The organism is Mycobacterium sp. MUNTM1, from assembly GCF_054660795.1.
Genome location: NZ_BAAGDE010000008.1, coordinates 72642 through 94079, shown reverse-complemented (window position 1 = coordinate 94079; position 21438 = coordinate 72642). Strand labels below are relative to the sequence as shown.

23 protein-coding genes and 1 tRNA gene are annotated in these 21438 nt (G+C 68.6%); 17 read left to right on the top strand and 7 right to left on the bottom strand.

Features of this window, described 5'->3' with window-relative positions:
- Window positions 1-3 precede the first annotated feature (3 nt).
- The 6 genes from aosR (at window position 4) to rph (ending at window position 4886) form a co-directional block, all read left to right on the top strand.
- Complete coding sequence (gene aosR, locus ACYQ8K_RS06910) at window positions 4-585, top strand: oxidative stress transcriptional regulator AosR (protein WP_459967745.1); 582 nt, start codon at window positions 4-6, stop codon at window positions 583-585.
- Window positions 586-595: 10 nt separating this feature from the next.
- On the top strand, window positions 596-1645 hold the full coding sequence (locus ACYQ8K_RS06905) for a P1 family peptidase (RefSeq protein WP_459967744.1): 1050 nt from the start codon (window positions 596-598) through the stop codon (window positions 1643-1645).
- A gap of 59 nt (window positions 1646-1704) precedes the next feature.
- Entirely contained in the window at window positions 1705-2397 is a 693-nt protein-coding gene (locus ACYQ8K_RS06900) for a rhomboid family protein (protein WP_459967743.1), read from the top strand.
- Window positions 2394-3209, top strand: coding sequence for a glutamate racemase (gene murI / locus ACYQ8K_RS06895; protein WP_459967742.1), 816 nt, complete (start codon window positions 2394-2396; stop codon window positions 3207-3209). Before ACYQ8K_RS06900 ends, murI begins: the two co-directional genes overlap by 4 nt.
- 72 nt (window positions 3210-3281) lie before the next feature.
- Window positions 3282-4064 carry a cyclic nucleotide-degrading phosphodiesterase gene (locus ACYQ8K_RS06890; RefSeq protein WP_076052426.1) on the top strand — a complete coding sequence of 261 codons (783 nt, stop codon included), beginning with the start codon at window positions 3282-3284 and terminating at the stop codon, window positions 4062-4064.
- A 42-nt stretch (window positions 4065-4106) separates the two neighbouring features.
- Window positions 4107-4886: a ribonuclease PH gene (gene rph / locus ACYQ8K_RS06885; protein WP_459967741.1), complete on the top strand. Its 780-nt coding sequence runs from the start codon at window positions 4107-4109 to the stop codon at window positions 4884-4886.
- A 55-nt stretch (window positions 4887-4941) separates the two neighbouring features.
- Here rph and ACYQ8K_RS06880 read toward each other — a convergent pair whose 3' ends face one another.
- A complete protein-coding gene (locus ACYQ8K_RS06880) occupies window positions 4942-5385 on the bottom strand; it encodes a nitroreductase family deazaflavin-dependent oxidoreductase (protein WP_459967740.1) in 444 nt (147 codons plus the stop codon).
- 139 nt (window positions 5386-5524) lie between these two features.
- On the opposite strand from ACYQ8K_RS06880, the gene rdgB reads away from it, so the two are divergent.
- Window positions 5525-6136, top strand: coding sequence for an RdgB/HAM1 family non-canonical purine NTP pyrophosphatase (gene rdgB, locus ACYQ8K_RS06875; protein ID WP_459967739.1), 612 nt, complete (start codon window positions 5525-5527; stop codon window positions 6134-6136).
- Window positions 6137-6199: 63 nt separating this feature from the next.
- Here the strand turns inward: rdgB and ACYQ8K_RS06870 are convergent, their stop codons facing one another.
- Window positions 6200-6550 carry a DUF3817 domain-containing protein gene (locus tag ACYQ8K_RS06870; protein ID WP_459967738.1) on the bottom strand — a complete coding sequence of 117 codons (351 nt, stop codon included), beginning with the start codon at window positions 6548-6550 and terminating at the stop codon, window positions 6200-6202.
- The gene (locus ACYQ8K_RS06865) at window positions 6547-6927 is read right to left on the bottom strand and encodes a hypothetical protein (RefSeq protein WP_459967737.1); all 381 of its coding nucleotides are present in this window, start codon (window positions 6925-6927) and stop codon (window positions 6547-6549) included. The genes ACYQ8K_RS06870 and ACYQ8K_RS06865 overlap by 4 nt, the downstream gene beginning before the upstream one ends.
- 97 nt (window positions 6928-7024) lie before the next feature.
- On the opposite strand from ACYQ8K_RS06865, the gene ACYQ8K_RS06860 reads away from it, so the two are divergent.
- Window positions 7025-7108, top strand: a tRNA-Leu gene (locus tag ACYQ8K_RS06860).
- Window positions 7109-7196: 88 nt separating this feature from the next.
- On the top strand, window positions 7197-7526 hold the full coding sequence (locus ACYQ8K_RS06855; RefSeq protein ID WP_459967736.1) for a hypothetical protein: 330 nt from the start codon (window positions 7197-7199) through the stop codon (window positions 7524-7526).
- A gap of 6 nt (window positions 7527-7532) precedes the next feature.
- Here the strand turns inward: ACYQ8K_RS06855 and ACYQ8K_RS06850 are convergent, their stop codons facing one another.
- Window positions 7533-7955 carry a thiol-disulfide oxidoreductase DCC family protein gene (locus tag ACYQ8K_RS06850; RefSeq protein WP_459967735.1) on the bottom strand — a complete coding sequence of 141 codons (423 nt, stop codon included), beginning with the start codon at window positions 7953-7955 and terminating at the stop codon, window positions 7533-7535.
- Between the two features lie 250 nt (window positions 7956-8205).
- On the opposite strand from ACYQ8K_RS06850, the gene ACYQ8K_RS06845 reads away from it, so the two are divergent.
- From ACYQ8K_RS06845 to ACYQ8K_RS06835, 3 genes are all read left to right on the top strand, one after another.
- Entirely contained in the window at window positions 8206-10821 is a 2616-nt protein-coding gene (locus ACYQ8K_RS06845; RefSeq protein ID WP_459967734.1) for an ABC transporter ATP-binding protein/permease, read from the top strand.
- Complete coding sequence (locus ACYQ8K_RS06840; RefSeq protein ID WP_459967733.1) at window positions 10818-12554, top strand: ABC transporter ATP-binding protein; 1737 nt, start codon at window positions 10818-10820, stop codon at window positions 12552-12554. The genes ACYQ8K_RS06845 and ACYQ8K_RS06840 overlap by 4 nt, the downstream gene beginning before the upstream one ends.
- An 87-nt stretch (window positions 12555-12641) precedes the next feature.
- Window positions 12642-13718 carry a phosphotransferase family protein gene (locus ACYQ8K_RS06835; RefSeq protein WP_459967732.1) on the top strand — a complete coding sequence of 359 codons (1077 nt, stop codon included), beginning with the start codon at window positions 12642-12644 and terminating at the stop codon, window positions 13716-13718.
- Window positions 13719-13722: 4 nt separating this feature from the next.
- Here the strand turns inward: ACYQ8K_RS06835 and ACYQ8K_RS06830 are convergent, their stop codons facing one another.
- The 3 genes from ACYQ8K_RS06830 to ACYQ8K_RS06820 are packed head-to-tail and all read right to left on the bottom strand — an operon-like array spanning window position 13723 to window position 16236.
- Window positions 13723-14151 (bottom strand): pyridoxamine 5'-phosphate oxidase family protein, encoded by a 429-nt coding sequence (locus ACYQ8K_RS06830; protein ID WP_459967731.1) that lies wholly within the window; start codon window positions 14149-14151, stop codon window positions 13723-13725.
- Window positions 14152-14200: 49 nt separating this feature from the next.
- The gene (locus tag ACYQ8K_RS06825; protein WP_459967730.1) at window positions 14201-15022 is read right to left on the bottom strand and encodes a mycofactocin-coupled SDR family oxidoreductase; all 822 of its coding nucleotides are present in this window, start codon (window positions 15020-15022) and stop codon (window positions 14201-14203) included.
- 29 nt (window positions 15023-15051) lie between these two features.
- On the bottom strand, window positions 15052-16236 hold the full coding sequence (locus tag ACYQ8K_RS06820) for an acyl-CoA dehydrogenase family protein (protein WP_459967729.1): 1185 nt from the start codon (window positions 16234-16236) through the stop codon (window positions 15052-15054).
- Between the two features lie 122 nt (window positions 16237-16358).
- Between ACYQ8K_RS06820 and fabG the strand changes: the two genes are divergently transcribed.
- From fabG to ACYQ8K_RS06795, 5 genes are read left to right on the top strand one after another with little or no spacing between them, the layout of a single operon-like run.
- On the top strand, window positions 16359-17099 hold the full coding sequence (fabG, locus tag ACYQ8K_RS06815; protein ID WP_459967728.1) for a 3-oxoacyl-ACP reductase FabG: 741 nt from the start codon (window positions 16359-16361) through the stop codon (window positions 17097-17099).
- Entirely contained in the window at window positions 17096-18316 is a 1221-nt protein-coding gene (locus ACYQ8K_RS06810) for an acetyl-CoA C-acetyltransferase (protein ID WP_459967727.1), read from the top strand. Before fabG ends, ACYQ8K_RS06810 begins: the two co-directional genes overlap by 4 nt.
- Entirely contained in the window at window positions 18313-19512 is a 1200-nt protein-coding gene (locus ACYQ8K_RS06805; RefSeq protein ID WP_459967726.1) for a CoA transferase, read from the top strand. The genes ACYQ8K_RS06810 and ACYQ8K_RS06805 overlap by 4 nt, the downstream gene beginning before the upstream one ends.
- Before the next feature lie 24 nt (window positions 19513-19536).
- Window positions 19537-20730: an acyl-CoA dehydrogenase family protein gene (locus ACYQ8K_RS06800; RefSeq protein WP_459967725.1), complete on the top strand. Its 1194-nt coding sequence runs from the start codon at window positions 19537-19539 to the stop codon at window positions 20728-20730.
- 4 nt (window positions 20731-20734) lie between these two features.
- Window positions 20735-21427 carry a GntR family transcriptional regulator gene (locus tag ACYQ8K_RS06795; protein WP_459967724.1) on the top strand — a complete coding sequence of 231 codons (693 nt, stop codon included), beginning with the start codon at window positions 20735-20737 and terminating at the stop codon, window positions 21425-21427.
- The last annotated feature ends 11 nt before the right edge of the window (window positions 21428-21438 follow it).

Sequence of the window (21438 nt, the reverse complement as noted above, 5' to 3'; positions counted from 1 at the left end):
CCTGTGCGCAAATGGAAGCGGGTCGAGACCCCGGGCGGTCCCCGTTTCCGCTCGTCCCTGGCCACGCATGAGGCCGCGCTGCTCAAAAACCTGGCCACCGCGATGATCGGCCTGCTCGACGAGCGTGAATCTTCCTCGCCCGCAGACGAACTCGAGGAGATCACCGGGATCAAGACCGGCAATGCCGACCCGCCGAAGGACCCCACGCTGCGCCGGCTGCTGCCCGACTTCTACCGGCCCGACGACGCGGACACCGCACCGCCCGACGACGCGGACAGCCTCAACGCCGCGCTGCGCAGCCTGCACGAGCCCGACATCGTCAACGCCAAACGCGTTGCCGCACAGCGGTTGCTGAGCACGATCCCCGACGACGGCGGCCGCTTCGAGTTGACCGAGGACGACGCGAACTGCTGGGTCGCGGCGGTCAACGACATCCGGCTGACGCTGGGGGTCATGCTCGAGGTCGGGCCGGACGGCCCGGAGCGCCTGCCCGCCGACCATCCGCTGGCCGTGCACTTCGACGTGTATCAGTGGCTCACGGTGTTGCAGGAGTACCTGGTCCTGGTGCTGATGGGGCCCCGATGATCGGCGGCAGATGAACGCCATCACCGACGTCGGGGGCATCCGCGTCGGCCACTACCAACGACTGGACCCCGAGGCGTCCCTGGGCGCCGGCTGGGCCTGCGGCGTCACCGTCGTGCTCACCCCGCCGGGCACCGTCGGCGCCGTCGATTGCCGCGGCGGTGCGCCCGGGACCCGGGAGACCGACCTGCTGGACCCGGCCAACAGCGTGCGGTACGTGGACGCGGTGTTGCTCGCCGGGGGCAGCGCCTACGGGCTGGCCGCCGCGGACGGTGTCATGCGCTGGCTGGAGGAACGCGAGCGTGGCGTGGCGATGGACGGCGGGGTGGTGCCCATCGTGCCGGGAGCGGTGATCTTCGATCTGCCGGTCGGCGGCTGGGAGTGCCGCCCGACGGCCGAGTTCGGTTACGCCGCCTGCGCCGCCGCCGAGGACGGCGCGGCGACGGGGGTCGGGACGGTCGGCGCCGGGGTCGGGGCGCGCGCCGGCGCGCTCAAGGGCGGCGTCGGGACCGCCTCGACGGTGCTGCCGTCCGGCGTGACCGTCGGGGCGGTGGCCGTGGTGAACTCCGCGGGCGAGGTCGTCGACCGGGATACCGGCTTGCCGTGGATGGCGGATCTGACCCGGGAGTTCGGGCTGCGGCCGCCGCCGGCCGAGCAGATCGACGCCTTCGGCCAGTTGCCGTCGCCGTCGAATCCGGTGGACAACCCCCTCAACACGGTCATCGCGGTCGTGGCCACCGACGCCGCCCTGAGCTCGGCGGCGTGCCGGCGGGTGGCGATCGCCGCCCACGACGGCCTGGCCCGCAGCATCCGTCCGGCGCACACGCCGGTCGACGGTGACACGGTTTTCGTGCTGGCCACCGGGGCGGTCGAGGTGGCTCCGGCGGCCAGTGCCCAACCACTGCCCGCCTCCTTCTCCCCGGAGACGCGGTTGGCCACCGAGGTGGGCATCGCCGCCGCCGATTGCCTGGCGCACGCGGTGCTGGGCGGCGTGCTGGCCGCCGAATCGATCGCCGGCATACCGAGCTACCGCGACGTGCTGCCCGGGGCATTCGGTCGATGAGACCGACCGGCCGCTGCGCCGGTAGCCTTGACATGCTGGAACACGCTGGAAGGGCAGCCATGGGTAAGAGGATTCCCACCGGACGCCCCGGCGCGCCCGCCGCCCAGCCGAAGAAGCGGTCGACCGCGACGGTGGGGGCCGCCACAATCTTCACCTTCGTGGCGTTGCTCTACCTCGTCGAGGTGTTCGACCAGTTGTCCCGGCATTCGCTGGACGTCAACGGCATCAGGCCGCTGGAAGCCGACGGCCTGTGGGGCATCGTTTTCGCCCCGGTGCTGCACGAGAGCTGGCAGCACCTGGCGGCCAACACCGTGCCACTGCTGGTGCTGGGATTCCTGATGACGCTGGCCGGCCTGTCCCGGTTCGTCTGGGCGACCGCCATCGTGTGGATCCTGGGCGGCTTCGGCACGTGGCTGATCGGCAATGTCGGCGCGCACTGCCCGTACGTCGGGGTGCGCTGCGAGACCAACCACATCGGCGCGTCGGGCCTGATCTTTGGATGGCTGGCGTTCCTGATCGTGTTCGGCTTCTTCACCCGCAAGGTATGGGAAATCGTCGTCGGCATCATCGTGTTGTTCGCCTACGGCGGCGTGCTGCTCGGCGTGCTGCCCGGCACGCCCGGGGTGTCTTGGCAAGCTCACCTCTGCGGGGCCATCGCGGGTGTGGTGGCCGCGTACCTGCTGTCCGGCCCGGAACGCAACGTCCGCGCCCGGAAGAACGCCGGCACCACCGTTTCGCGGCCCAAGACATGAGTTCGGCATTGGCACCCATCGGGGTCTTCGACTCCGGTGTCGGGGGGCTCACCGTCGCGCGGGCGGTCATCGACCAGCTGCCCGACGAGGACATCATCTATGTCGGCGATACCGGCCACGGCCCGTACGGTCCGCTGACCATCCCCGAAGTCCGCGCGCACGCGCTGGCCATCGGTGACGACCTCGTCGGCCGCGGCGTCAAGGCGTTGGTCATCGCCTGCAACACGGCGTCCGCGGCGTGCCTGCGGGACGCGCGCGAACGCTATGACGTGCCCGTCGTCGAGGTGATCCTGCCGGCGGTGCGGCGCGCCGTCGCCACCACCCGCAACGGGCGCATCGGGGTCATCGGCACCCAGGCGACCATCAACTCGCACGCCTATCAGGACGCGTTCGCCGCCGCCCGCGACACCGAGATCACCGCGGTGGCCTGCCCCCGCTTCGTCGACTTCGTGGAGCGTGGCGTGACGAGTGGCCGTCAGGTGCTCGGGCTCGCCGAGGGCTACCTGGAGCCATTGCAGCGCGCGCAGGTGGACACGCTGGTGCTCGGCTGCACCCACTATCCGTTGCTGTCCGGGCTCATCCAGTTGGCGATGGGTGACAACGTGACCCTGGTCTCCAGCGCCGAGGAAACCGCCAAGGAGGTGCTTCGGGTGTTGACCGAACGGGACCTGCTCCGGCCTCACGACGCGCCGCCCGCGACACGGGTTTTCGAAGCCACCGGCGACCCCGACGCATTCACCGCCATGGCGGCGCGTTTCCTGGGTCCGGCGGTCACCGGGGTCCAGCCTGTTCATCAGGTGCGCATTGACTGATCTGCGGACGAGATTCTGGTCACACCAATGCGGCGATGTTTTCGTCATGGTGCCATCGGGCATGGCACAGTGGTGTCCGTGCGAATAACCGTGCTCGGCTGCTCGGGCAGCGTGGTGGGTCCGGATTCGCCCGCGTCGGGTTATCTGCTCCGGGCACCGGACACTCCGCCGTTGGTCATCGACTTCGGCGGGGGCGTTCTGGGCGCGCTACAGCGCTATGCCGATCCCGGTTCCGTGCACGTGCTGCTGTCCCATCTGCACGCCGACCATTGTCTGGATTTGCCCGGGCTTTTCGTGTGGCGCCGCTACCACCCGACGCGGCCGCTGGGTAAGGCGTTGCTCTACGGACCGGGGGACACGTGGTCGCGGCTGGGTGCGGCGTCGTCGCCGTATGGCGGCGAGATCGACGACTGTTCGGACATTTTCGACGTTCGGCATTGGGTCGAAGGTGAGCCGGTGACGATCGGCGCGCTGACGGTGACGCCGCGAGTGGTGGCTCATCCGACCGAGTCCTACGGCTTGAAGATCACCGACCCCTCCGGCGCCTCGTTCGTCTACAGCGGTGACACCGGCTTCTGCGATCAGCTCGTCGAGCTGGCTCGCGGCGCCGACGTCTTCCTGTGCGAGGCGTCGTGGACGCACTCGCCGGACCGCCCCCCCGCGCTGCACCTGTCGGGCACCGAGGCCGGCCGGGCCGCCGCGGCGGCCGGCGTGCACGAACTCTTGCTCACGCACATCCCGCCGTGGACTTCGCGCGAGGACGTCATCAGCGAGGCCAAGGCCGAGTTCGACGGTCCCGTGCATGCGGTGGTGTGCGGTGAGACGTTCGATATCCGCCGCTCCGAGCGGGTCTGAGCCACCCGCGGCGCCGCCGAAGTGCCCGCTAGTGTTGGCGGCGTGACGAGACGAGAAGACGGCCGCCAGGACGACGAGCTTCGGCCCGTGGTCATCACCCGCGGTTTCACCGACCACCCCGCCGGTTCGGTTTTGATCGAATTCGGCCACACCAAGGTCATGTGCACCGCCAGCGTGACCGAGGGGGTGCCGCGCTGGCGCAAGGGATCGGGCTTGGGGTGGCTGACCGCCGAGTACGCGATGTTGCCGTCGGCGACCCACACCCGCTCCGACCGCGAATCGGTGAAGGGCCGCCTGTCCGGGCGCACCCAGGAGATCAGCCGGCTGATCGGGCGGTCGCTGCGGGCGTGCATCGACCTGGCGGCGCTGGGGGAGAACACCATCGCCGTCGACTGCGACGTCTTGCAGGCCGACGGCGGTACCCGCACTGCCGCCATCACCGGTGCCTTCGTGGCGTTGTCCGATGCGGTGACCTACCTCGCGGCGGCGGGCAAGCTGTCGGATCCGCGGCCGTTGTCGTGTGCGATCGCGGCGGTCAGCGTCGGTGTGGTCGACGGGCGGATCCGGGTGGACCTGCCCTACGAGGAGGACTCCCGCGCCGAGGTCGACATGAACGTCGTCGCCACGGACACCGGGACCCTCGTCGAGGTGCAGGGGACCGGTGAGGGGGCGACGTTCCCGCGCTCGACGCTGGACAAGTTGCTCGACGTGTCGCTGGCCGCCTGCGACAAGCTGTTCGCCGCGCAGCGCGAGGCGCTGGCCCTGCCGTATCCCGGTGTGCTTCCCGAGGGTGCCCCGGCGCCGAAGGCGTTCGGCAGCTGACCCCGCGGCTCACCATCGCCGTGACCGCGGCCACGACCAGACCCCGGCCGGCCGGTCACGGCTCGTCCCGCTGCAGCTCGAATATTGGGATCGTGCGGGTGGTTTTCGACTGGTAGTTCGCGAACGCGAACTCGGGTACGGTCGCGTTGATCTTGGGGATGATCGCCTGGCGTTCGGGCCAGTCGAGCTCGTGCGCGACGACGTCGAACGAGTCGGTGGCGACTTCAACGCGCGCCCGTGGGTTGGCCCGCAGGTTGTGCACCCAGCCCGGGTTGACGTCGGCGCCACCGTAACCCGCGACGATCAGCAGCTTGCCGTCGATACGGAAGGCGACCAGCGGCGCGACGCGTGGCTCGCCGGATTTCGCGCCCTTCGTAGTGAGGAGCAACAGCTCGTTGCCCTCGAATCGCCCGCCGACCTTGCCGGCATTGGCGCGAAACTCGTCGGTGATGTTCTCGTTGAGCGCCTTGAGCGTCTCGTTATCGGGTTTTTGGCTCACTATCGCCGAAGCTCCTTCCTCGCCCTGTCTATTCCGTGCGGAGCGGGTCGCGTTGCACGGCCGTGCCGGCACCGCCTGCCAGTCCGTAAGGTGACGGGGTGCATCGGCAACGGCCCAGACGTGCGTTCAGGAATCGATGATGACCCGGCTGCTGGTCGCCAGCCGCAATCCGAAGAAGCTGGCGGAGTTGCGCCGCGTGCTCGACGCCGCCGGCCTGACGGGATTGGCGTTGGTGTCGCTCGACGACGTGGCGCCGTTCGAGGAAGCACCCGAGACCGGCGCGGTTTTCGAGGACAACGCCCTGGCCAAGGCGCGGGATGCCTTCGCGGCGAGCGGGCTGGCAAGTGTGGCCGATGATTCCGGGCTGGAGGTCGCCGCGCTCAACGGCATGCCCGGTGTGCTGTCGGCGCGCTGGTCGGGTCGGCACGGCGATGACGCGGGCAACACCGCATTGCTGCTGGCGCAACTGCGCGACGTGCCCGACGGACGGCGTGGTGCGGCGTTCGTCTCCGCCTGTGCGCTCGTCTCGGCTGCCGGCGAGGTCGTCGTCCGCGGCGAGTGGCCCGGCAGCATCGCCCGCGAACCCCGCGGCGACGGCGGCTTCGGCTACGACCCGGTCTTCGTTCCACAGGGGCATGACCGCACGGCGGCGGAGCTGAGCCCGTCGGACAAGGACGCCGTCTCGCATCGCGGTCGCGCGCTGCGGCTGCTGTTGCCGGCGCTGGAAACGCTGGCTCGATCCGGGGGCTAGGGCGCAGGGCTCGGGCGTCGACGGCGGGCACTGGCGATGCTCTGCCCTCGGGAGCCGCGCCGCCTACAACCCGAAACGCGCCTTGACGTCCTTGGTCTGGAAGTGCTCGACGATGATGCCGAGCAGCGGGATGGTCCCGGACAGCAGCACGCCGACCGTCTTGCCGAGCGGCCAGCGCACCTTGACCGCCAGATTGAAGGCGGTCAGCACGTAGATGAAATACACCCAGCCGTGGACCACTTCGATCCACCGGATCTCGTGGCCGAAGGCGAGGTGCGAGACGATCTCGTAGCACAGCGCGATGAGCCACAGACCCGTCGTCCACGCCATGATCCGGTAGCCGAGCAGCGCGGTGCGGATCTTGTCGACGGGCACTGCGGGCACTGGTGTTCCCGGCGTCTCCGGTGTGGTCATGCGGTTGTCCTCTTCTGCTTTTCGGCGTCGTGTGCTGCGAGCTCGGCCAGGTAGGCGTTGTACTCGCGCAGCGCGGGGTCGTCGGGTGCCTGCGACGCGGGCTTGGGTCGCTCGGGCAGCAGCCCGGCGGGGATCTCCGTCATCGCGTCGGTGCTCCGCGGCTGTGGTGGTTCCTCTTCATAGCGAACGAATTTGCGGTACGCGTACACGCAGAATCCGGCGAACAGCGGCCACTGCAACGCATAGCCGAGATTCTGAAAGGAGCCGGAGACGGAATTGAATCTGGTCCACTGCCACCAGCCCAAAGCTAGGCAGCCGCACGCCGCGACGATTACCAGCGCGATGAGCGCGGGCCTGCGACGATGCGTAGTGGACACCCCTTGACCGTACCGCTCACGATTTGGGCCCGACGAATTCGTCGAGCCGCTCGCCGACGATTTCTGCGCCCTCCAAGGCTGTACGATCTCTACGCGCGCGGGCGTGGCGAAATTGGCATACGCGCCGGCTTTAGGTGCCGGTGCTCGAGAGAGCGTGAGGGTTCGAGTCCCTCCGCCCGCACTCACCAGCCAAGACGAAATCTTGAGCACGTAGGCGTCAAACCCTTCCTGGCGGGTATTTCGAACTCACTGGACACAAGGGAGACGCCATGCCCACCGGAAACGAGCCCTCCGCACGAAGCGAAAAAGCCTTCACCGCAGAAGATGTCGAACTCGCCGAACACAACGCCGCCGCGGCCCGCGAACGCGCCGCCCGCGCGGGATTATCCGCGGCCCACAGCTTCGAGGAATCCGCGCTCCAACACGAGCGGGTCGCCAGAATTCAAGACCAGACCATCGAGCAAGGTGCCTCGCACACCGAGGTGCACCGTATCTCGGCGCTCAAGCACCGCAAGGCGGCCGAAGATGACCGCAGGCTGGCCGAGTTGAAGCGGAAGGAATCCGAAGCGGACCTCGCCTCGGCACCCGGCACCGACTGAGGGCGGTCAGTCCGCCACGAAGCGGGCGCGGACCTGCGGGGCCGGCAGCGGACAAGTGTCGTACTTGCCGCCGACGCGATAGCGGATCGCGGCGAACCTGTCGTACAGCCAGTCGCGCAGCGGAGCCGGAATGACGCGCGCGACAAAGAACAGCCGCCATGGGCCACCGAGATAGTCCGCGACGCGCAACACGGCCTCGGATCGGACGGCCACCCGTTCCGAGGAACCGCCCGGGTCGTCCACAAACACCACCGAGTCGACGCCGTCGATCTCCGGGTGCCGCTCGGTGATCGCTTTGGCGAAGACGCTCTCCAACGCCGCGAAGCGCAACGGACCGGTGGGATCGAACCGAAGGATCGTGCGCACCGACCGGTTGCACACCCCACACACCCCGTCGTACAGCAGCACGGGCGCCGGTTCACCGCTCATGCCTTCCAGGTTACTGAGCGGGGCCCAGGTTGACCTATGGTAAGGCAACCCTTAGTTTGTGGGGGTAACGTACCAAGCCGTGGCCGGCTGGCCGGCGATCGCGGCGCCCAGGTGGGTCGTGGCAGCTGCCAATTCGGGGCGTGCGCGGCCCACGCAGGCCGCCTCGATCCGTGGCCTCGTGGCGGTGAACCCCGGGTCGTCCGACCGGTGAGGCCGTCGCGGCGCGGGGCGCCGCGAGAAAGGACCGCTGATGGCACGCGGATTCTCCGGTGTGATGCTGCGCAGCTTCGGCGCGCGCGACCACACCGCGACGGTGATCGAAACTGTCCGGATCGCCCCGCATTTCGTGCGGGTGCGGATGACGTCGCCGACGCTGTTCGAAGACGTCGACGCGGAACCGGCCGCGTGGCTGCGGTTCTGGTTCCCCGACCCGGACGGATCGAAAACGGAATTCCAGCGCGCGTACACGATCTCGGAGGCCGACGTTCCCGCCGGGCGTTTCGCGGTCGACATCGTGCTGCACGATCCCGCCGGCCCGGCGTCGTCATGGGCGCGCACCGTGCAGCCCGGGGCGACCATCGCGGTCATGGCACTGATGGGCTCGTCGCGATTCGACATGCCCGACGAGCAGCCGGCCGGATACCTGCTGATCGGCGACTCGGCGTCCATCCCGGGGATGAACGGGATCATCGGGGTCGTCCCCGACGACGTCCCGATCGAGATGTACCTCGAACAGCATGACGACAACGACCCCTTGATCCCGGTCGCGCAGCATCCCCGGCTGCGGCTGCACTGGGTTGTCCGCCACGACGAGAAGTCGCTGGCCGCCGCGATCCAGAGCCGGGATTGGTCGGACTGGTACGCGTGGGCGACGCCGGAGGCCACGACGCTCAAGCAGGTGCGGGCGCGGCTGCGCGACGAGTTCGGCTTTCCCAAATCCGAGGTGCACGCCCAGGCCTACTGGAGCGCCGGGCGCGCGATGGGCACCCGTCGCGGCGACGAGCCGGAGGCGCCCGGCAGCACCACACCCAGCGTGTCCACGGAAGACGTTGCGGCGCAACTGGAGTCGGCTCCCCAGGTATCGGACGCAGCCCCCGCCCCGGTGGCCCGGGGGAACTGGCGTGCGCAGGGCGCCGGTCGGCTGCTGGCTCCGCTGCGGTCGGCGCTGATCGTCTCGGGCGTGCTGCAGGCGGTGATCACGCTGGTGCAACTGGCGCCGTTCGTGTTGCTGGTCGAGCTGGCGCGGCTGCTGGTTTCCGGGGCGCCCGCCTCGCGGTTGTGGGATATCGGCATCGCCGCGGTGTCGCTGCTGGGCCTGGGTGCGTTGCTCGGTGCCGCGCTCACCCTCTGGCTCCACGTCGTCGACGCCCGATTCGCGCGCGATCTGCGATCGCGACTGTTGCACAAGCTGTCTCGGCTACCCCTGGGCTGGTTCACCGCACGCGGGTCGGGGTCCATCAAGCAGCTGCTGACCGACGACACGCTGTCGTTGCACTACCTGGTCACCCACGCCATCCCGGACGCGGTGGCCGCGGCCGTCGCGCCCGTCGCGGTGCTGGTCTACCTGTTCGCCGTCGACTGGCGGGTGGCGCTGGTGTTGTTCGTGCCCGTCCTGGTTTACCTCGTGCTGACGTCGTCGCTGACCATCCAGTCGGGCCCGCGCATCGCGCAGTCGCAGCGCTGGGCGGAGACGATGAGCGGTGAGGCCGGCGCATATCTGGAAGGGCAGCCGGTGATCCGCGTCTTCGGTGGTGCCGCCGCCTCCAGCTTCCGCCGCCGCCTCGACGAATACGTGGGCTTCCTGGTCGCCTGGCAGCGCCCGCTTGCCGGCAAGAAGACCTTCATGGACCTGGTCACCCGTCCCGCCACGTTCCTCTGGATCATCGCGGTCACCGGCACCTTGCTGGTGGTCACCGGGCGGATGAACCCGGTGGATCTGCTGCCGTTCTTGTTGCTGGGCACCACCTTCGGCGCGCGGCTGCTCGGCATCGCCTACGGCCTCGGCGGCATCCGCGCAGGCATGTTGGCCGCCCGGCGCCTGCAGAACACGCTCGATGAGGCCGACCTCGCGGTGCGAGAGCACGACGGAGTCCACCAGGAGCCTGCCGCCACGGTGGTGTTCGACAACGTCGGCTTCGGCTACCGCCCCGACGTTCCCGTCATCCACGATGTCTCGCTGACCCTGCGGCCCGGCACGGTCACCGCGCTGGTCGGCCCCTCCGGGTCCGGCAAGTCGACGCTGGCTGCCTTGCTGGCCCGGTTTCATGATGTCGGGCAGGGCACGATACGCGTTGGGGGACAGGATATTCGGTCGATGACAGCCGACCAGCTCTATGCGCAGGTCGGATTCGTGCTGCAGGAAACGCAATTGGTGCACGGCACTGTGGCGGAGAACATCGCGCTGGCCGTCCCGGATGCCACCGCGGCGCAAATCGAACAGGCGGCGCGCGAGGCGCAGATCCACGACCGCATCATGCGCCTGCCGGACGGCTACGACACCATGCTCGGCGCCGGAAGCGGGCTCTCCGGCGGTGAGCGCCAACGTCTCACCATCGCCCGCGCGATCCTGGCCGACACCCCGGTGCTCATCCTCGACGAGGCCACCGCCTTTGCCGACCCCGAATCGGAATACCTTGTGCAGCAAGCGCTCAACCGACTGGCTCAAGACCGCACCGTGCTGGTGATCGCGCACCGATTGCACACGATCACCCGGGCCCACCAGATCGTCGTGCTCGACCACGGCCGCATCGTCGAACGCGGCACCCACGACGAGTTGCTGACCGCCGACGGCCGGTACCGGCGGCTGTGGGAGGGTGGCCGCCGTGACCAGGTCGCCGCCGGCACCACGGGCGAGGGGACACGATGATCCGCACATGGCTGAGTCTGGTCCCGGCGGATCGCCGCAACCGGGTCATCACCTACACGGTGCTGGCATTGATCTCCGTGGCGGTACGCGCGGTGGCCACCGTGCTGTTGGTCCCGTTGGTGGGGACGTTGTTCAGCGACGAACCGCAGCGCGCCCTGGTCTGGCTGGGCTGGCTGACCGCGGCCACCGTGGCCGGCTGGGTGATCGACACCGCCACCGCGCGTATCGGTTTCAACCTGGGTTTCGCGGTGCTGGACCACAGCCAGCACGATGTGGCGGATCGGCTGCCCGGTGTGCGGCTGGATTGGTTCACCGCCGAGCACACCGCGACGGCGCGGCAGGCCATCGCGGCCACCGGACCGGAACTCGTCGGCCTGGTCGTCAACCTGCTCACGCCGCTGATCTCCGCCCTCCTGCTGCCCGCGGCCATCGCGGTGGTCCTGCTGCCGGTCTCCTGGCAGCTGGGCGCCGCCGCGCTGGGTGGCCTGCCGCTGCTGTTGGGCGCGCTGTGGGCGTCGGCCCGCTTGGCGCGTCGCGCCGATGCCACAGCGGCCGACGCCAACAGCGCGCTCACCGAGCGGATCATCGAGTTCGCCCGCACCCAGCAGGCGTTGCGGGCCGCGCGGCGCGTCGAGCCGGCGCGCAGCCTGGTCGGCGACGCGCTGGCCGCACAACACGGCGCCACCATGCGCTTGCTTTCCATGCAGGTCCCCGGCCAGCTGCTGTTCAGCCTCGCCAGCCAGCTCGCGCTGATCCTGCTGGCCGGGGCGACCACCGCGCTGACCGTGAACGGAACGCTCACGGTGGCCGAGGCCATCGCGCTGATCGTCGTCATCGTGCGCTACCTGGAACCGTTCACCACCATCAGCGAGCTGGCGCCGGCGCTGGAGAGCACCCGCGCCACGCTCGACAACATTCGTTCGGTGCTCACCGCGCCGCTGATGAATGCCGGCCGCGGCACGCTGGCTGGCGCCGCGGCGCCCCGTATCGAGTTCGACAATGTGGTGTTCCGCTATGACGGCGCGCGCGCGCCGGTGCTCGACGGGGTGAGCTTCGCCTTGGAGCCGGGCAGCACGACGGCGATCGTCGGACCGTCCGGTTCGGGCAAGAGCACCATCCTGGCGCTGATCGCCGGGCTGCATGACCCCACCGGCGGCCGGGTGCTGATCGACGGGGTGGACGCGGCGACGCTGGACGGCAAGGCCCGGCGCGCGGCGAGCAGCGTGGTGTTTCAGCATCCTTACCTGTTCCACGGGTCGATCCGCGACAACGTGTCCGCCGGGGATCCCGGCGCCGACGACGAGCGGCTCGTGCGGGCGGTGGCCCTCGCGCGGGTCGACGAGCTCGTCGGGCGGCTGCCCGACGGTCTCGAAACCGTGGTCGGCGAGGCGGGTTCGGCGCTGTCCGGTGGTGAGCGGCAACGGGTCAGCATCGCCCGCGCGTTGCTCAAGCCCGCACCGATACTGCTGGTAGACGAGGCGACCAGCGCGCTGGACACCGAGAACGAGGCCGCGGTGGTCGACGCGCTGACCGCCGACCCGCAATCGCGCACCCAGGTGATCGTCGCGCACCGGCTGGCCAGCATCTCTCACGCCGACCGCGTCCTGTTCCTCGACAACGGCCGCGTCGTCGAGGATGGAACCGTTGACGAATTGCTCGCTGCGGGCGGCCGTTTCGACGAATTCTGGCGTCAGCAGCATGAAGCCGCCGAATGGCGAATTCTGGCCGATTAACGCACCGCGGTTGACTGGGGCTCTTATGGTATGCCTTACAGTTTGTCGGTCGGACCGAGCTGTCTGCGTACAGGAGGCGTGCTGCTTATGAGTGCTGTGCTGTCGATACCGCGTTACCCCGGCGACGTAACCCCGCAGTGGTTGTCGGCCGCGCTGTCCGGCAGCGGCACACCCGTCGAGGTCGCCGACGTGGACGTGGTCGCGATCGGCACCGGGCAGACGGGTGCGACCTACCGGGTCACCGCTCGCTACGCGACGGATCCCGGTGACCTTCCGCAGACCTTCGTGATCAAACTGCCCGCCCAGGACGACGCGGTCCGCGACCGGGTGGTCATCGGCTATCGCAGCGAATGCGCCTTCTACTCTTCGGTGGTGGATCGGGTCCAGGTGCCCACGCCGCGGTGCTTCTACTCCGAGATCACCGAAGACGCAATGGATTTCGCGCTGCTGCTCGCCGATCAGGCGCCGGCGGTGCAAGGCGATCAGTTGGTCGGTTGCGGCGAAACCGAAGCGCGCCTTGCGGTTACCGCGCTGGCGGGCCTGCATGCGCCCAGTTGGTGTGACCCTCTCTGGCTCGATTTCCCGGGCATCGCGTTCGGCCGGCCGGACGAAGCCGGCGCCAACGGCATGGGCGAGGTGGCCAAGATGAGCGCCGACATCACGCTGCAGAAGCTGGGCGATCGGATGAGCGCGGAAGACCGCGAGACCTTCGGCGCGGCAATGGGTTCGATCGCTCCGTGGCTGCTCTCCGAATACGACCGGTTCGCCCTGCTGCACGGCGACTACCGGCTGGACAACCTGTTGTTCGACCCCGAACGCACGAGGGTCAGCGTGGTGGACTGGCAGACGCTCGGCGTCGGGCTGCCGGCCCGCGATCTCGCCTACTTCACCGCGACCAGCCTCAATTCGCGGCTGCGCGCGGCCATCGAGGAAGACCTCGTCGCCGACTATCACCGTGCGCTGACGGCCGGCGGGGTCGGCGACTACGACCGCGAAACATGTTGGCGCGATTACCGGCTCGGCGTGTTGCAGGCGCCGCTGATCTCGGCCCTGGGATTCGCGTTCGCCGCGGCGACCGAGCGCGGCGACGACATGGTGCTGACCATGCTCAGCCGCGGCTGCCAGGCCATCCGCGACCTGGGAACGCTGGACCTGATCGACTGAGACCTCAGAGGTCGCCGGTGAAGTCGGCGCTCAGCCAGCGGTCGGGCCGGATGGTGAACAGCACCTCCTCGACGCCTTCCATGCTTTGTACGAACGCGCGGCCGCCCTCTTCGCCGAGATAACGGATGGCGATCGACTCCTGCAGGTCCGCCGGGGCCGGGTTGGTGGTCTCGACGACGGTGCCTTCCACCACCACGTACTGATATGGCGGCTCCTCGCGCTGCACCACCAGCGTGACGGCCCCCGCCTGCTTGATCAGCCGAGCCTTGCGGCTGGACGCCCCGGTCATGATCCGGACGTCTCCGCCGGGGGTGTAGTCGTACCAGATCGGGACGCTGGCCGGCGGGCGGTCTTCGGTGGCTGCGACGGACAGCACCGCCACATGCTTGTCGGCGAGGAACTCCTGGCGCTCGGTTTCGCTGAAGGCTTTCATGACGGGTGCAAACGCCGGGACCGCGCGACTATTCCCGCGCGAGTGATGATCAGTACTGCGTCGAGCCCTGGTCGACCGGGATCTGTGCGGCGGTGACCTTGCGCGACTCGTCGCTGGCCAGCCAGCACACGGTATCGGCGATCTCCTCCGGCTCGGCGACCCAGTCGGGCAGGAACGGCGTGAGGACATGCGACAGCTGCGGGTTGGTCTCCATGGTCCTGCCCACCGCGTTGACCATGTCCCCGGAGCCCATCGCGGTGTTCACCGGGCCCGGGTGAACGCTGTTGACCCGGATCGAGTGCTTGCCCAGCTCCGCGGCGAAGGCCCGCGCCAGCCCGGTGACGGCGTGCTTGCTGGCGGTGTAGTGAATCATGAACGGCTGCATCTTCATTCCGGCCGCCGAGCTGATCAGGATGATCGAGCCGCCGCGACCGCCCTCGATGATCTTGTCGGCGCCGGCCATCACGGTGTTCCAGGTGCCCGTCACGTTGATGTCGATCACGTCGCGGAAGTTCTCCGGCGTGATGTCGTCCCAGGCCTGCGGAGCCGCGACGCCGGCGTTGGCCACGATGATGTCCAGCCGGCCCAGCTCGGCGACGCCGTCCTCGACGACCTTTCGCAGACCGTCGAAGTCGCGGGTGTCCACGACCGACGAGATGATCCGGCGGTTCGCCGCTTCGACCAGGCGCACGGTCTCGCCCAGGTCGTCGGGCGTCGCCGGGTCGTAGGGCACGCAGGACGGCAGCTTGCCGGCGATGTCGACGGCGATGATGTCGGCCCCTTCGGAGGCCATGCGCACCGCGTGCGCCCGGCCCTGGCCGCGGGCCGCACCGGTGATGAATGCCACTCGTCCGGCAAGCTTGCCGCTCATAGTTGTTCCTCCATTGGATTCGGCCACTGCTATCGCTGCGCGGCCTTGACGAGATTCGCCCCGATGATCAACCGCTGAATTTCACTGGTGCCCTCGTAGAGCCGCAGCAGGCGCACATCGCGGTAGATGCGTTCGACGGCGACACCGCGCATGTAACCGGTGCCGCCGTGAATCTGCACCGCGAGATCCGCGACATTGCCGGCCATTTCGGTGCAGAAGACCTTGGCCGCCGACGGCGCGATCCGGCGATCCTCGTCGGCGACCCACAGCCGGGCGGCTTCGCGGACCAGCGCGCGGCCGGCCATCACCCCGGTCTGCTGGTCGGCGAGCATGCCCTGCACCAACTGGAAGCTTCCGATCGGCGTCCCGCCCTGCGTCGCGGTGGCGGCATACGACACCGATTCGTCGAGCGCGCGTTGGGCGGCGCCCACCGCCAGGGCGGCGATGTGCACCCGTCCGCGGGCCAGCGAGGTCATGGCCGCGCGGTAGCCGTGGTCTTCGCTGCCGCCGACGAGGGCATCGGAGCCGACGCGGACGTCGGTGAAGTTCACGTCGGCCGTCCAGGCGCCCTCCTGGCCCATCTTGGCGTCCTTGGCGCCCACCTCGACGCCGGCGGCGTCGGCGGGAACCAGGAAGACGGCGATCCCCGGACCCTTGTCGTCCGCCGGCCGGGTACGCGCGAACACCACGAAGAGATTGGCGACGGGCGCGTTGGTGATGAAGCGTTTCTGCCCGGAGATGACCCAAGCCGCATCCTTTCCGGAGCCGTCGCGAACGGCTTTGGTGCGCAAGCCGGCCGGGTTGGATCCGGCGCCGGGCTCGGTCAGCGCGAAGGACGCGACGACGTCGCCGGACGCGATCGACTCCAGCCAGCGGGATTTCTGTTCGTCGGTGCCGAACCCCACCAGCACCTGTCCGGCGATGCCGTTGTTGGTGCCGAACATCGACCGCAGCGCCAGCGACGTGTAGCCCAGCTCCATCGCCAGCTCGACGTCCTGCATCAGGTTGAGGCCAAGGCCGCCCCACTCCTGGGGAATCGCGTAGCCGAACAGACCCATCTTCTTGGCCTCGTCGCGCAGGTCGTCGGGCACGCGATCGGTGTCGAGGATCTCCTGCTCGCGGGGGACAACGGCGCTGCGGACGAATTGCCTTGTCTGAGCGAGGATCTCGCGGAAGTCCTCGTCGGCGACTTCGGCGACTTCGGCGGTGCTCATGGGCTCCACACTCCTCTCTCGATCCGGGGCACCCCGGTTCAGGGCAGGATCCTATATCAAATATGATATTTGCCTTACGGGTGCCCGGTGCGGCGATAACAGTGAAGGGTGTGTGATCGACAGTGGCGTTGTTGACAGGTCAGACCGCGGTAATCACGGGCGGAGCGCAGGGGCTGGGTCTTGCCATCGCGGAGCGCTTCGTCGCGGAGGGCGCGCGCGTCGTACTCGGCGACGTCAACCTCGAGGAAACCCAGGTCGTGGCCAAGCAGTTGGGCGGCGATGACGTCGCGGTCGCGGTTCGGTGCGATGTCACCCAGTCGGCTGACGTCGAAGCCCTGATCCAGACCGCGGTCGAGCGTTTCGGTGGCCTGGACATCATGGTCAACAACGCCGGGATCACCCGGGACGCGACGATGCGCAAGATGACCGAAGAGCAATTCGATCAGGTGATCAACGTTCACCTGAAGGGGACCTGGAACGGCACCCGGCTGGCCGCCGCCGTCATGCGCGAGAACAAGCGCGGCTCGATCATCAACATGTCCTCGGTGTCCGGCAAGGTCGGCATGATCGGCCAGACCAACTATTCGGCGGCCAAGGCCGGCATCGTCGGCATGACCAAGGCTGCCGCCAAAGAGCTGGCCTACCTGGGCGTCCGGGTGAACGCGATCGCTCCCGGCCTGATCCGTTCGGCCATGACAGAGGCCATGCCACAGCGCATTTGGGACTCCAAGGTCGCCGAGGTGCCGCTGGGCCGGGCCGGTGAGCCCAGCGAGGTCGCCAGCGTGGCGCTGTTCCTGGCGTCGGATCTGTCGTCGTACATGACCGGCACCGTTATGGAAATCACCGGCGGCCGCCACCTATGAGTGCCGACGCCGTCATCTGTGAACCCGTCCGGACCCCGATCGGCCGCTACGGCGGGATGTTCAAATCCCTCACGGCCGTCGACCTCGGCGTCACCGCCCTGAAGGGTTTGCTCGAGCGGACCGGGCTGGCGCCCGACGCCGTGCAGGACGTGATCCTCGGTCATTGCTATCCCAACAGCGACGCGCCGGCGATCGGGCGCGTGGTGGCGCTGGACTCCGGTCTGCCGGTGACGGTTCCGGGCATGCAGGTCGACCGGCGTTGCGGCTCGGGCCTGCAGGCGGTCATCCAGGCGTGCCTGCAGGTGCGCGCCGGGGACCACGACCTCGTCATCGCCGGCGGCTGCGAGAGCATGAGCAACGTCGCCTTCTACTCCACCGACATGCGGTGGGGCGGCGCCCGCAACGGCGTGCAGGTGCACGACGGGTTGGCCCGGGGTCGCACCACCGCCGGCGGCCGGAATTACCCGGTGCCGGGCGGAATGCTGGAGACGGCCGAGAATCTGCGCCGCCAGTATGGCATTTCACGTCAGGAGCAGGACGAACTCGCGGTGCGATCCCATCAGCGTGCCGTCGCCGCGCAGAAGGACGGCGTCCTGGCCGAGGAGATCATCGGAGTCGCGGTCCGCACCCGCAGCGGCGAGGAACTCATCGATACCGACGAACACCCGCGCGCCGACACGTCGGTCGAGTCGCTGGGCAAGCTCAAACCCGTTCTGTTGAAGGATGATCCGGAGGCCACGGTGACCGCCGGCAACGCCAGCGGGCAGAACGACGCGGCATCGATGTGTGTGGTCACCACACCGGAGAAGGCCGACGAATACGGCCTGAAGCCGTTGGTGCGCCTGGTGTCGTGGGCCGTGGCGGGGGTCGCACCCAACGTCATGGGCATCGGGCCGGTGCCCGCGACCGAGGTCGCACTGGCCAAGGCGGGCCTGCAGCTGTCCGACATCGACCTCATCGAGCTCAATGAAGCCTTTGCCGCGCAAGCGCTTGCGGTGATGCGGGAATGGAACTTCGGCGCCGCCGATCACGAGCGGACCAACGTGCACGGTTCGGGGATCTCACTGGGCCATCCGGTGGGCGCGACGGGCGGCCGGATGCTGGCCACGTTGGCACGCGAACTTCATCGCCGCGACGCGCGCTACGGCCTGGAAACCATGTGTATCGGCGGCGGCCAGGGCCTGGCGGCCGTCTTCGAACGGGTCGCCTCGCGATGACCGGTTCGGCGTTGCCGCTGGACGGCCTCACCGTCGTGGAGGTGTCGAGTTTCGTCGCCGCGCCGCTGTGCGGCATGACGCTGAGTCAGCTTGGCGCAGAAGTCATCCGAGTCGACCCGATCGGCGGCGCATCCGATGCGCAACGGTGGCCACTGGCGGCGGATGGCACCTCGATCTATTGGACCGGCCTGAACAAGGGCAAGCGTTCGGCCACCATCGATCTGCGGTCCCCGGAAGGCCACGAACTGGTTCAGCGTCTGATCGTCGAGGGCGACGGCATCGTGGTGACCAACGCCGCGGGATTGTCCTGGCTCAGCCACGAGGTGCTGGCGGCGAGGCGCCCCGACGTGATTCACGTTCAGTTGCTCGGGCGCGGCGACGGATCCACCGGAGTGGATTACACGGTCAACGCCGGCCTCGGTTACCCGCTCGTCACCGGCCCGGCCGATCATGGCGGCGCGATCAATCACGTGCTCCCGGCCTGGGACGTGTGCTGCGGCCTGTACGCCGCGCTGGCGGTCGTCACCGCCGTGCGCCACCGCGAGCGATCCGGGGCGGGCGCGCGGATCAGCATGGCGTTGGAAGACGTCGCGCTGGCGACCGCGGCCAACCTGGGGTTGCTGACCGAACCGCAAGTCAATGGGACGCAACGCGAACGGCTGGGTAACGCCATCTACGGCCAGTACGGGCAGGACTTTGTCAGCAGCGACGGCGCCAGGTTCATGGTGGTTACTCTGACGGGCAGGCACTTTCGCGACCTGCTCGCGGTGACGGGCACCGGCGCCGCGGTGTCGGCGCTCGCCGAAGCGCTGGGCGCCGATTTCGGGTCCGAGGGAGACCGTTACCGCTACCGTGACGTCCTGTCGAGTCTGTTCGCCACCTGGTTCAGCGGCCACACCGCCGACGAGATCACCACCGCGCTGTCCGCCACCACGGTGCTGTTCGAGCGGTACCGTACCTTCGCCGAGGTCGCGGCCGGTCCGAAAGTCACCGACAATCCGATGTTTTCGCGGCTGCGGCAACCCGGTCTCGGCGAGTACTTCGCCCCCGGGCTGCCGGCCGCGTTCGACGGCACACATCCGGCCACCGCGCCCGCGCCGGCCCTGGGCCAGGACACCGCCGACGTCCTTGCGCGGCTGGGGCTGAGCGCCGCCGACATCGAGCGCCTAGCCGACGCCAAGACCATCGCCTGCTGAGCCGCCGGAAGGGAAACACCGCAGATGACCAAACTCGCCCAGACCCTCGGATTGACCGAGGTGCAGACCGAGATCATCGCCACCGTAAGGAAATTCGTCGAAAAGGAAGTCATTCCCCACGCGGCCGAACTGGAACGCGGTGACACCTACCCCCAGGCGATCGTCGACCAGATGCGCGAGATGGGCCTGTTCGGCCTGATGATCCCGCAGGAGTACGGCGGGCTGGGCGAGTCGCTGTTGACCTACGCCCTGTGTGTCGAGGAGCTGGCACGCGGCTGGATGAGCGTGTCCGGCGTGCTCAACACGCATTTCATCGTGGCCTACATGCTGCGCCAACACGGCACCGACGAGCAGAAGCAACGGTTCCTGCCGCGGATGGCGACCGGTGAGACCCGCGGCGCGTTTTCGATGTCGGAGCCGGAGCTGGGTTCCGACGTGGCCGCGATCCGCACCAGGGCGCGGCGCAACGACGACGGCACCTACACCATCGACGGCCAAAAGATGTGGCTGACCAACGGCGCCACCTCCACGTTGGTGGCGGTGCTGGTGCGCACCGACGAAGGGTCGAACAAACCGCACCGCAACCTCACCGCGTTCCTCGTCGAGAAGCCGGTTGGTTTCGGCGAAGTCGTTCCCGGCCTGCGCATTCCGGGCAAGATCGAGAAGCTGGGCTACAAGGGCATCGAGACGACGGAGATGATCTTCGACGGCTACCAGGCCGGCGCCGACGACGTCCTGGGCGGCACCACCGGCCAGGGCTTCTTCCAGATGATGGACGGCATCGAGGTCGGTCGCGTCAACGTGTCGGCGCGCGCCTGTGGTCTCGGGATTCGTGCCTTCGAGCTCGCGGTCCGCTACGCGCAACAACGGCAGACCTTCGGCAAGCCGATCGCCGAGCATCAGGCCATCGCCTTCCAGCTCGCCGAGATGGCGACCAAAGTCGAAGCGGCACACCTGATGATGGTCAACGCGGCACGGCTGAAGGACTCGGGGGAGCGCAATGACGTCGCCGCCGGGATGGCGAAATACCTGTGCAGCGAGTATTGCACCGAGGTCACCCAGCAGAGCTTCCGGATCCACGGCGGCTACGGCTATTCCAAGGAATACGAAATCGAGCGGCTGATGCGCGACGCCCCGTTCCTGCTGATCGGTGAGGGCACCAGCGAGATCCAGAAGAACATCATCAGCAAGCGACTGCTCGCCGAGTATCAGGTGTGAGCCGATGAGCGTGCCGGAATTCGCTGCGCGGCCTCAACTTTCCGAGGACGTCGCGCGGATCATCCGCGGGCGGATATTCGATGGGGCGTACGCCGCCGGATCGTACGTCCGGTTGGACCAATTGGCCGCGGAACTGGGTATCAGCGTCACACCGGTGCGTGAGGCGCTGTTCGCGCTGTGCGCCGAAGGCCTGATCAACCAGCAGCCGCGCCGGGGCTTCGTGGTGCTGCCGGTCACCGGACGCGACGTCACCGACGTGGCCAACGTGCAAGCGCACGTCGGTGGTGAGCTGGCCGCGCGGGCGGCGCTCAACATCACCGATGAGCAACTGCACGAGCTCAAGGAGATCCAGGCGCAACTGGAAAATGCCTACGCCGGCGACGAACACGAACGCACCGTGCGGCTGAATCACGAGTTTCACCGCGCCATCAATGTCGCGGCGGACTCGCCCAAGCTCGCGCAGCTGATGTCGCAGATCACCCGTTACGCCCCCGAATCGGTGTTTCCCGCCATCGAGGGCTGGCCCGAACAATCGATGCAGGACCATCGGCGGATCCTGTCCGCGCTGAAAAAGCGCGACGACCAGCTCGCCCGCGCGGCGATGTCCGAACATCTCGCCGCCGGCGCGGTGCCGTTGATCGATCACCTCGTCGCGCGCGGGGTGGTGGCCGACGAGAGGGGCCAAAGGTCCTCCTGAAGCCGCACCGG

What these genes read in the sequence shown, in the direction of transcription:
- ACYQ8K_RS06905 (WP_459967744.1), top strand. Translation starts at nt 596, where the DNA reads ATGAACGCCATCACCGACGTCGGGGGCATCCGCGTCGGCCACTACCAA.
- ACYQ8K_RS06900 (WP_459967743.1), top strand. Translation starts at nt 1,705, where the DNA reads ATGGGTAAGAGGATTCCCACCGGACGCCCCGGCGCGCCCGCCGCCCAG.
- murI (WP_459967742.1), top strand. Translation starts at nt 2,394, where the DNA reads ATGAGTTCGGCATTGGCACCCATCGGGGTCTTCGACTCCGGTGTCGGG.
- rdgB (WP_459967739.1), top strand. Translation starts at nt 5,525, where the DNA reads ATGACCCGGCTGCTGGTCGCCAGCCGCAATCCGAAGAAGCTGGCGGAG.
- ACYQ8K_RS06870 (WP_459967738.1), bottom strand. Translation starts at nt 6,550, where the DNA reads ATGACCACACCGGAGACGCCGGGAACACCAGTGCCCGCAGTGCCCGTC.
- ACYQ8K_RS06855 (WP_459967736.1), top strand. Translation starts at nt 7,197, where the DNA reads ATGCCCACCGGAAACGAGCCCTCCGCACGAAGCGAAAAAGCCTTCACC.
- ACYQ8K_RS06850 (WP_459967735.1), bottom strand. Translation starts at nt 7,955, where the DNA reads ATGAGCGGTGAACCGGCGCCCGTGCTGCTGTACGACGGGGTGTGTGGG.
- ACYQ8K_RS06845 (WP_459967734.1), top strand. Translation starts at nt 8,206, where the DNA reads ATGGCACGCGGATTCTCCGGTGTGATGCTGCGCAGCTTCGGCGCGCGC.
- ACYQ8K_RS06840 (WP_459967733.1), top strand. Translation starts at nt 10,818, where the DNA reads ATGATCCGCACATGGCTGAGTCTGGTCCCGGCGGATCGCCGCAACCGG.
- ACYQ8K_RS06835 (WP_459967732.1), top strand. Translation starts at nt 12,642, where the DNA reads ATGAGTGCTGTGCTGTCGATACCGCGTTACCCCGGCGACGTAACCCCG.
- ACYQ8K_RS06830 (WP_459967731.1), bottom strand. Translation starts at nt 14,151, where the DNA reads ATGAAAGCCTTCAGCGAAACCGAGCGCCAGGAGTTCCTCGCCGACAAG.
- ACYQ8K_RS06825 (WP_459967730.1), bottom strand. Translation starts at nt 15,022, where the DNA reads ATGAGCGGCAAGCTTGCCGGACGAGTGGCATTCATCACCGGTGCGGCC.
- ACYQ8K_RS06820 (WP_459967729.1), bottom strand. Translation starts at nt 16,236, where the DNA reads ATGAGCACCGCCGAAGTCGCCGAAGTCGCCGACGAGGACTTCCGCGAG.
- ACYQ8K_RS06810 (WP_459967727.1), top strand. Translation starts at nt 17,096, where the DNA reads ATGAGTGCCGACGCCGTCATCTGTGAACCCGTCCGGACCCCGATCGGC.
- ACYQ8K_RS06805 (WP_459967726.1), top strand. Translation starts at nt 18,313, where the DNA reads ATGACCGGTTCGGCGTTGCCGCTGGACGGCCTCACCGTCGTGGAGGTG.
- ACYQ8K_RS06800 (WP_459967725.1), top strand. Translation starts at nt 19,537, where the DNA reads ATGACCAAACTCGCCCAGACCCTCGGATTGACCGAGGTGCAGACCGAG.
- ACYQ8K_RS06795 (WP_459967724.1), top strand. Translation starts at nt 20,735, where the DNA reads ATGAGCGTGCCGGAATTCGCTGCGCGGCCTCAACTTTCCGAGGACGTC.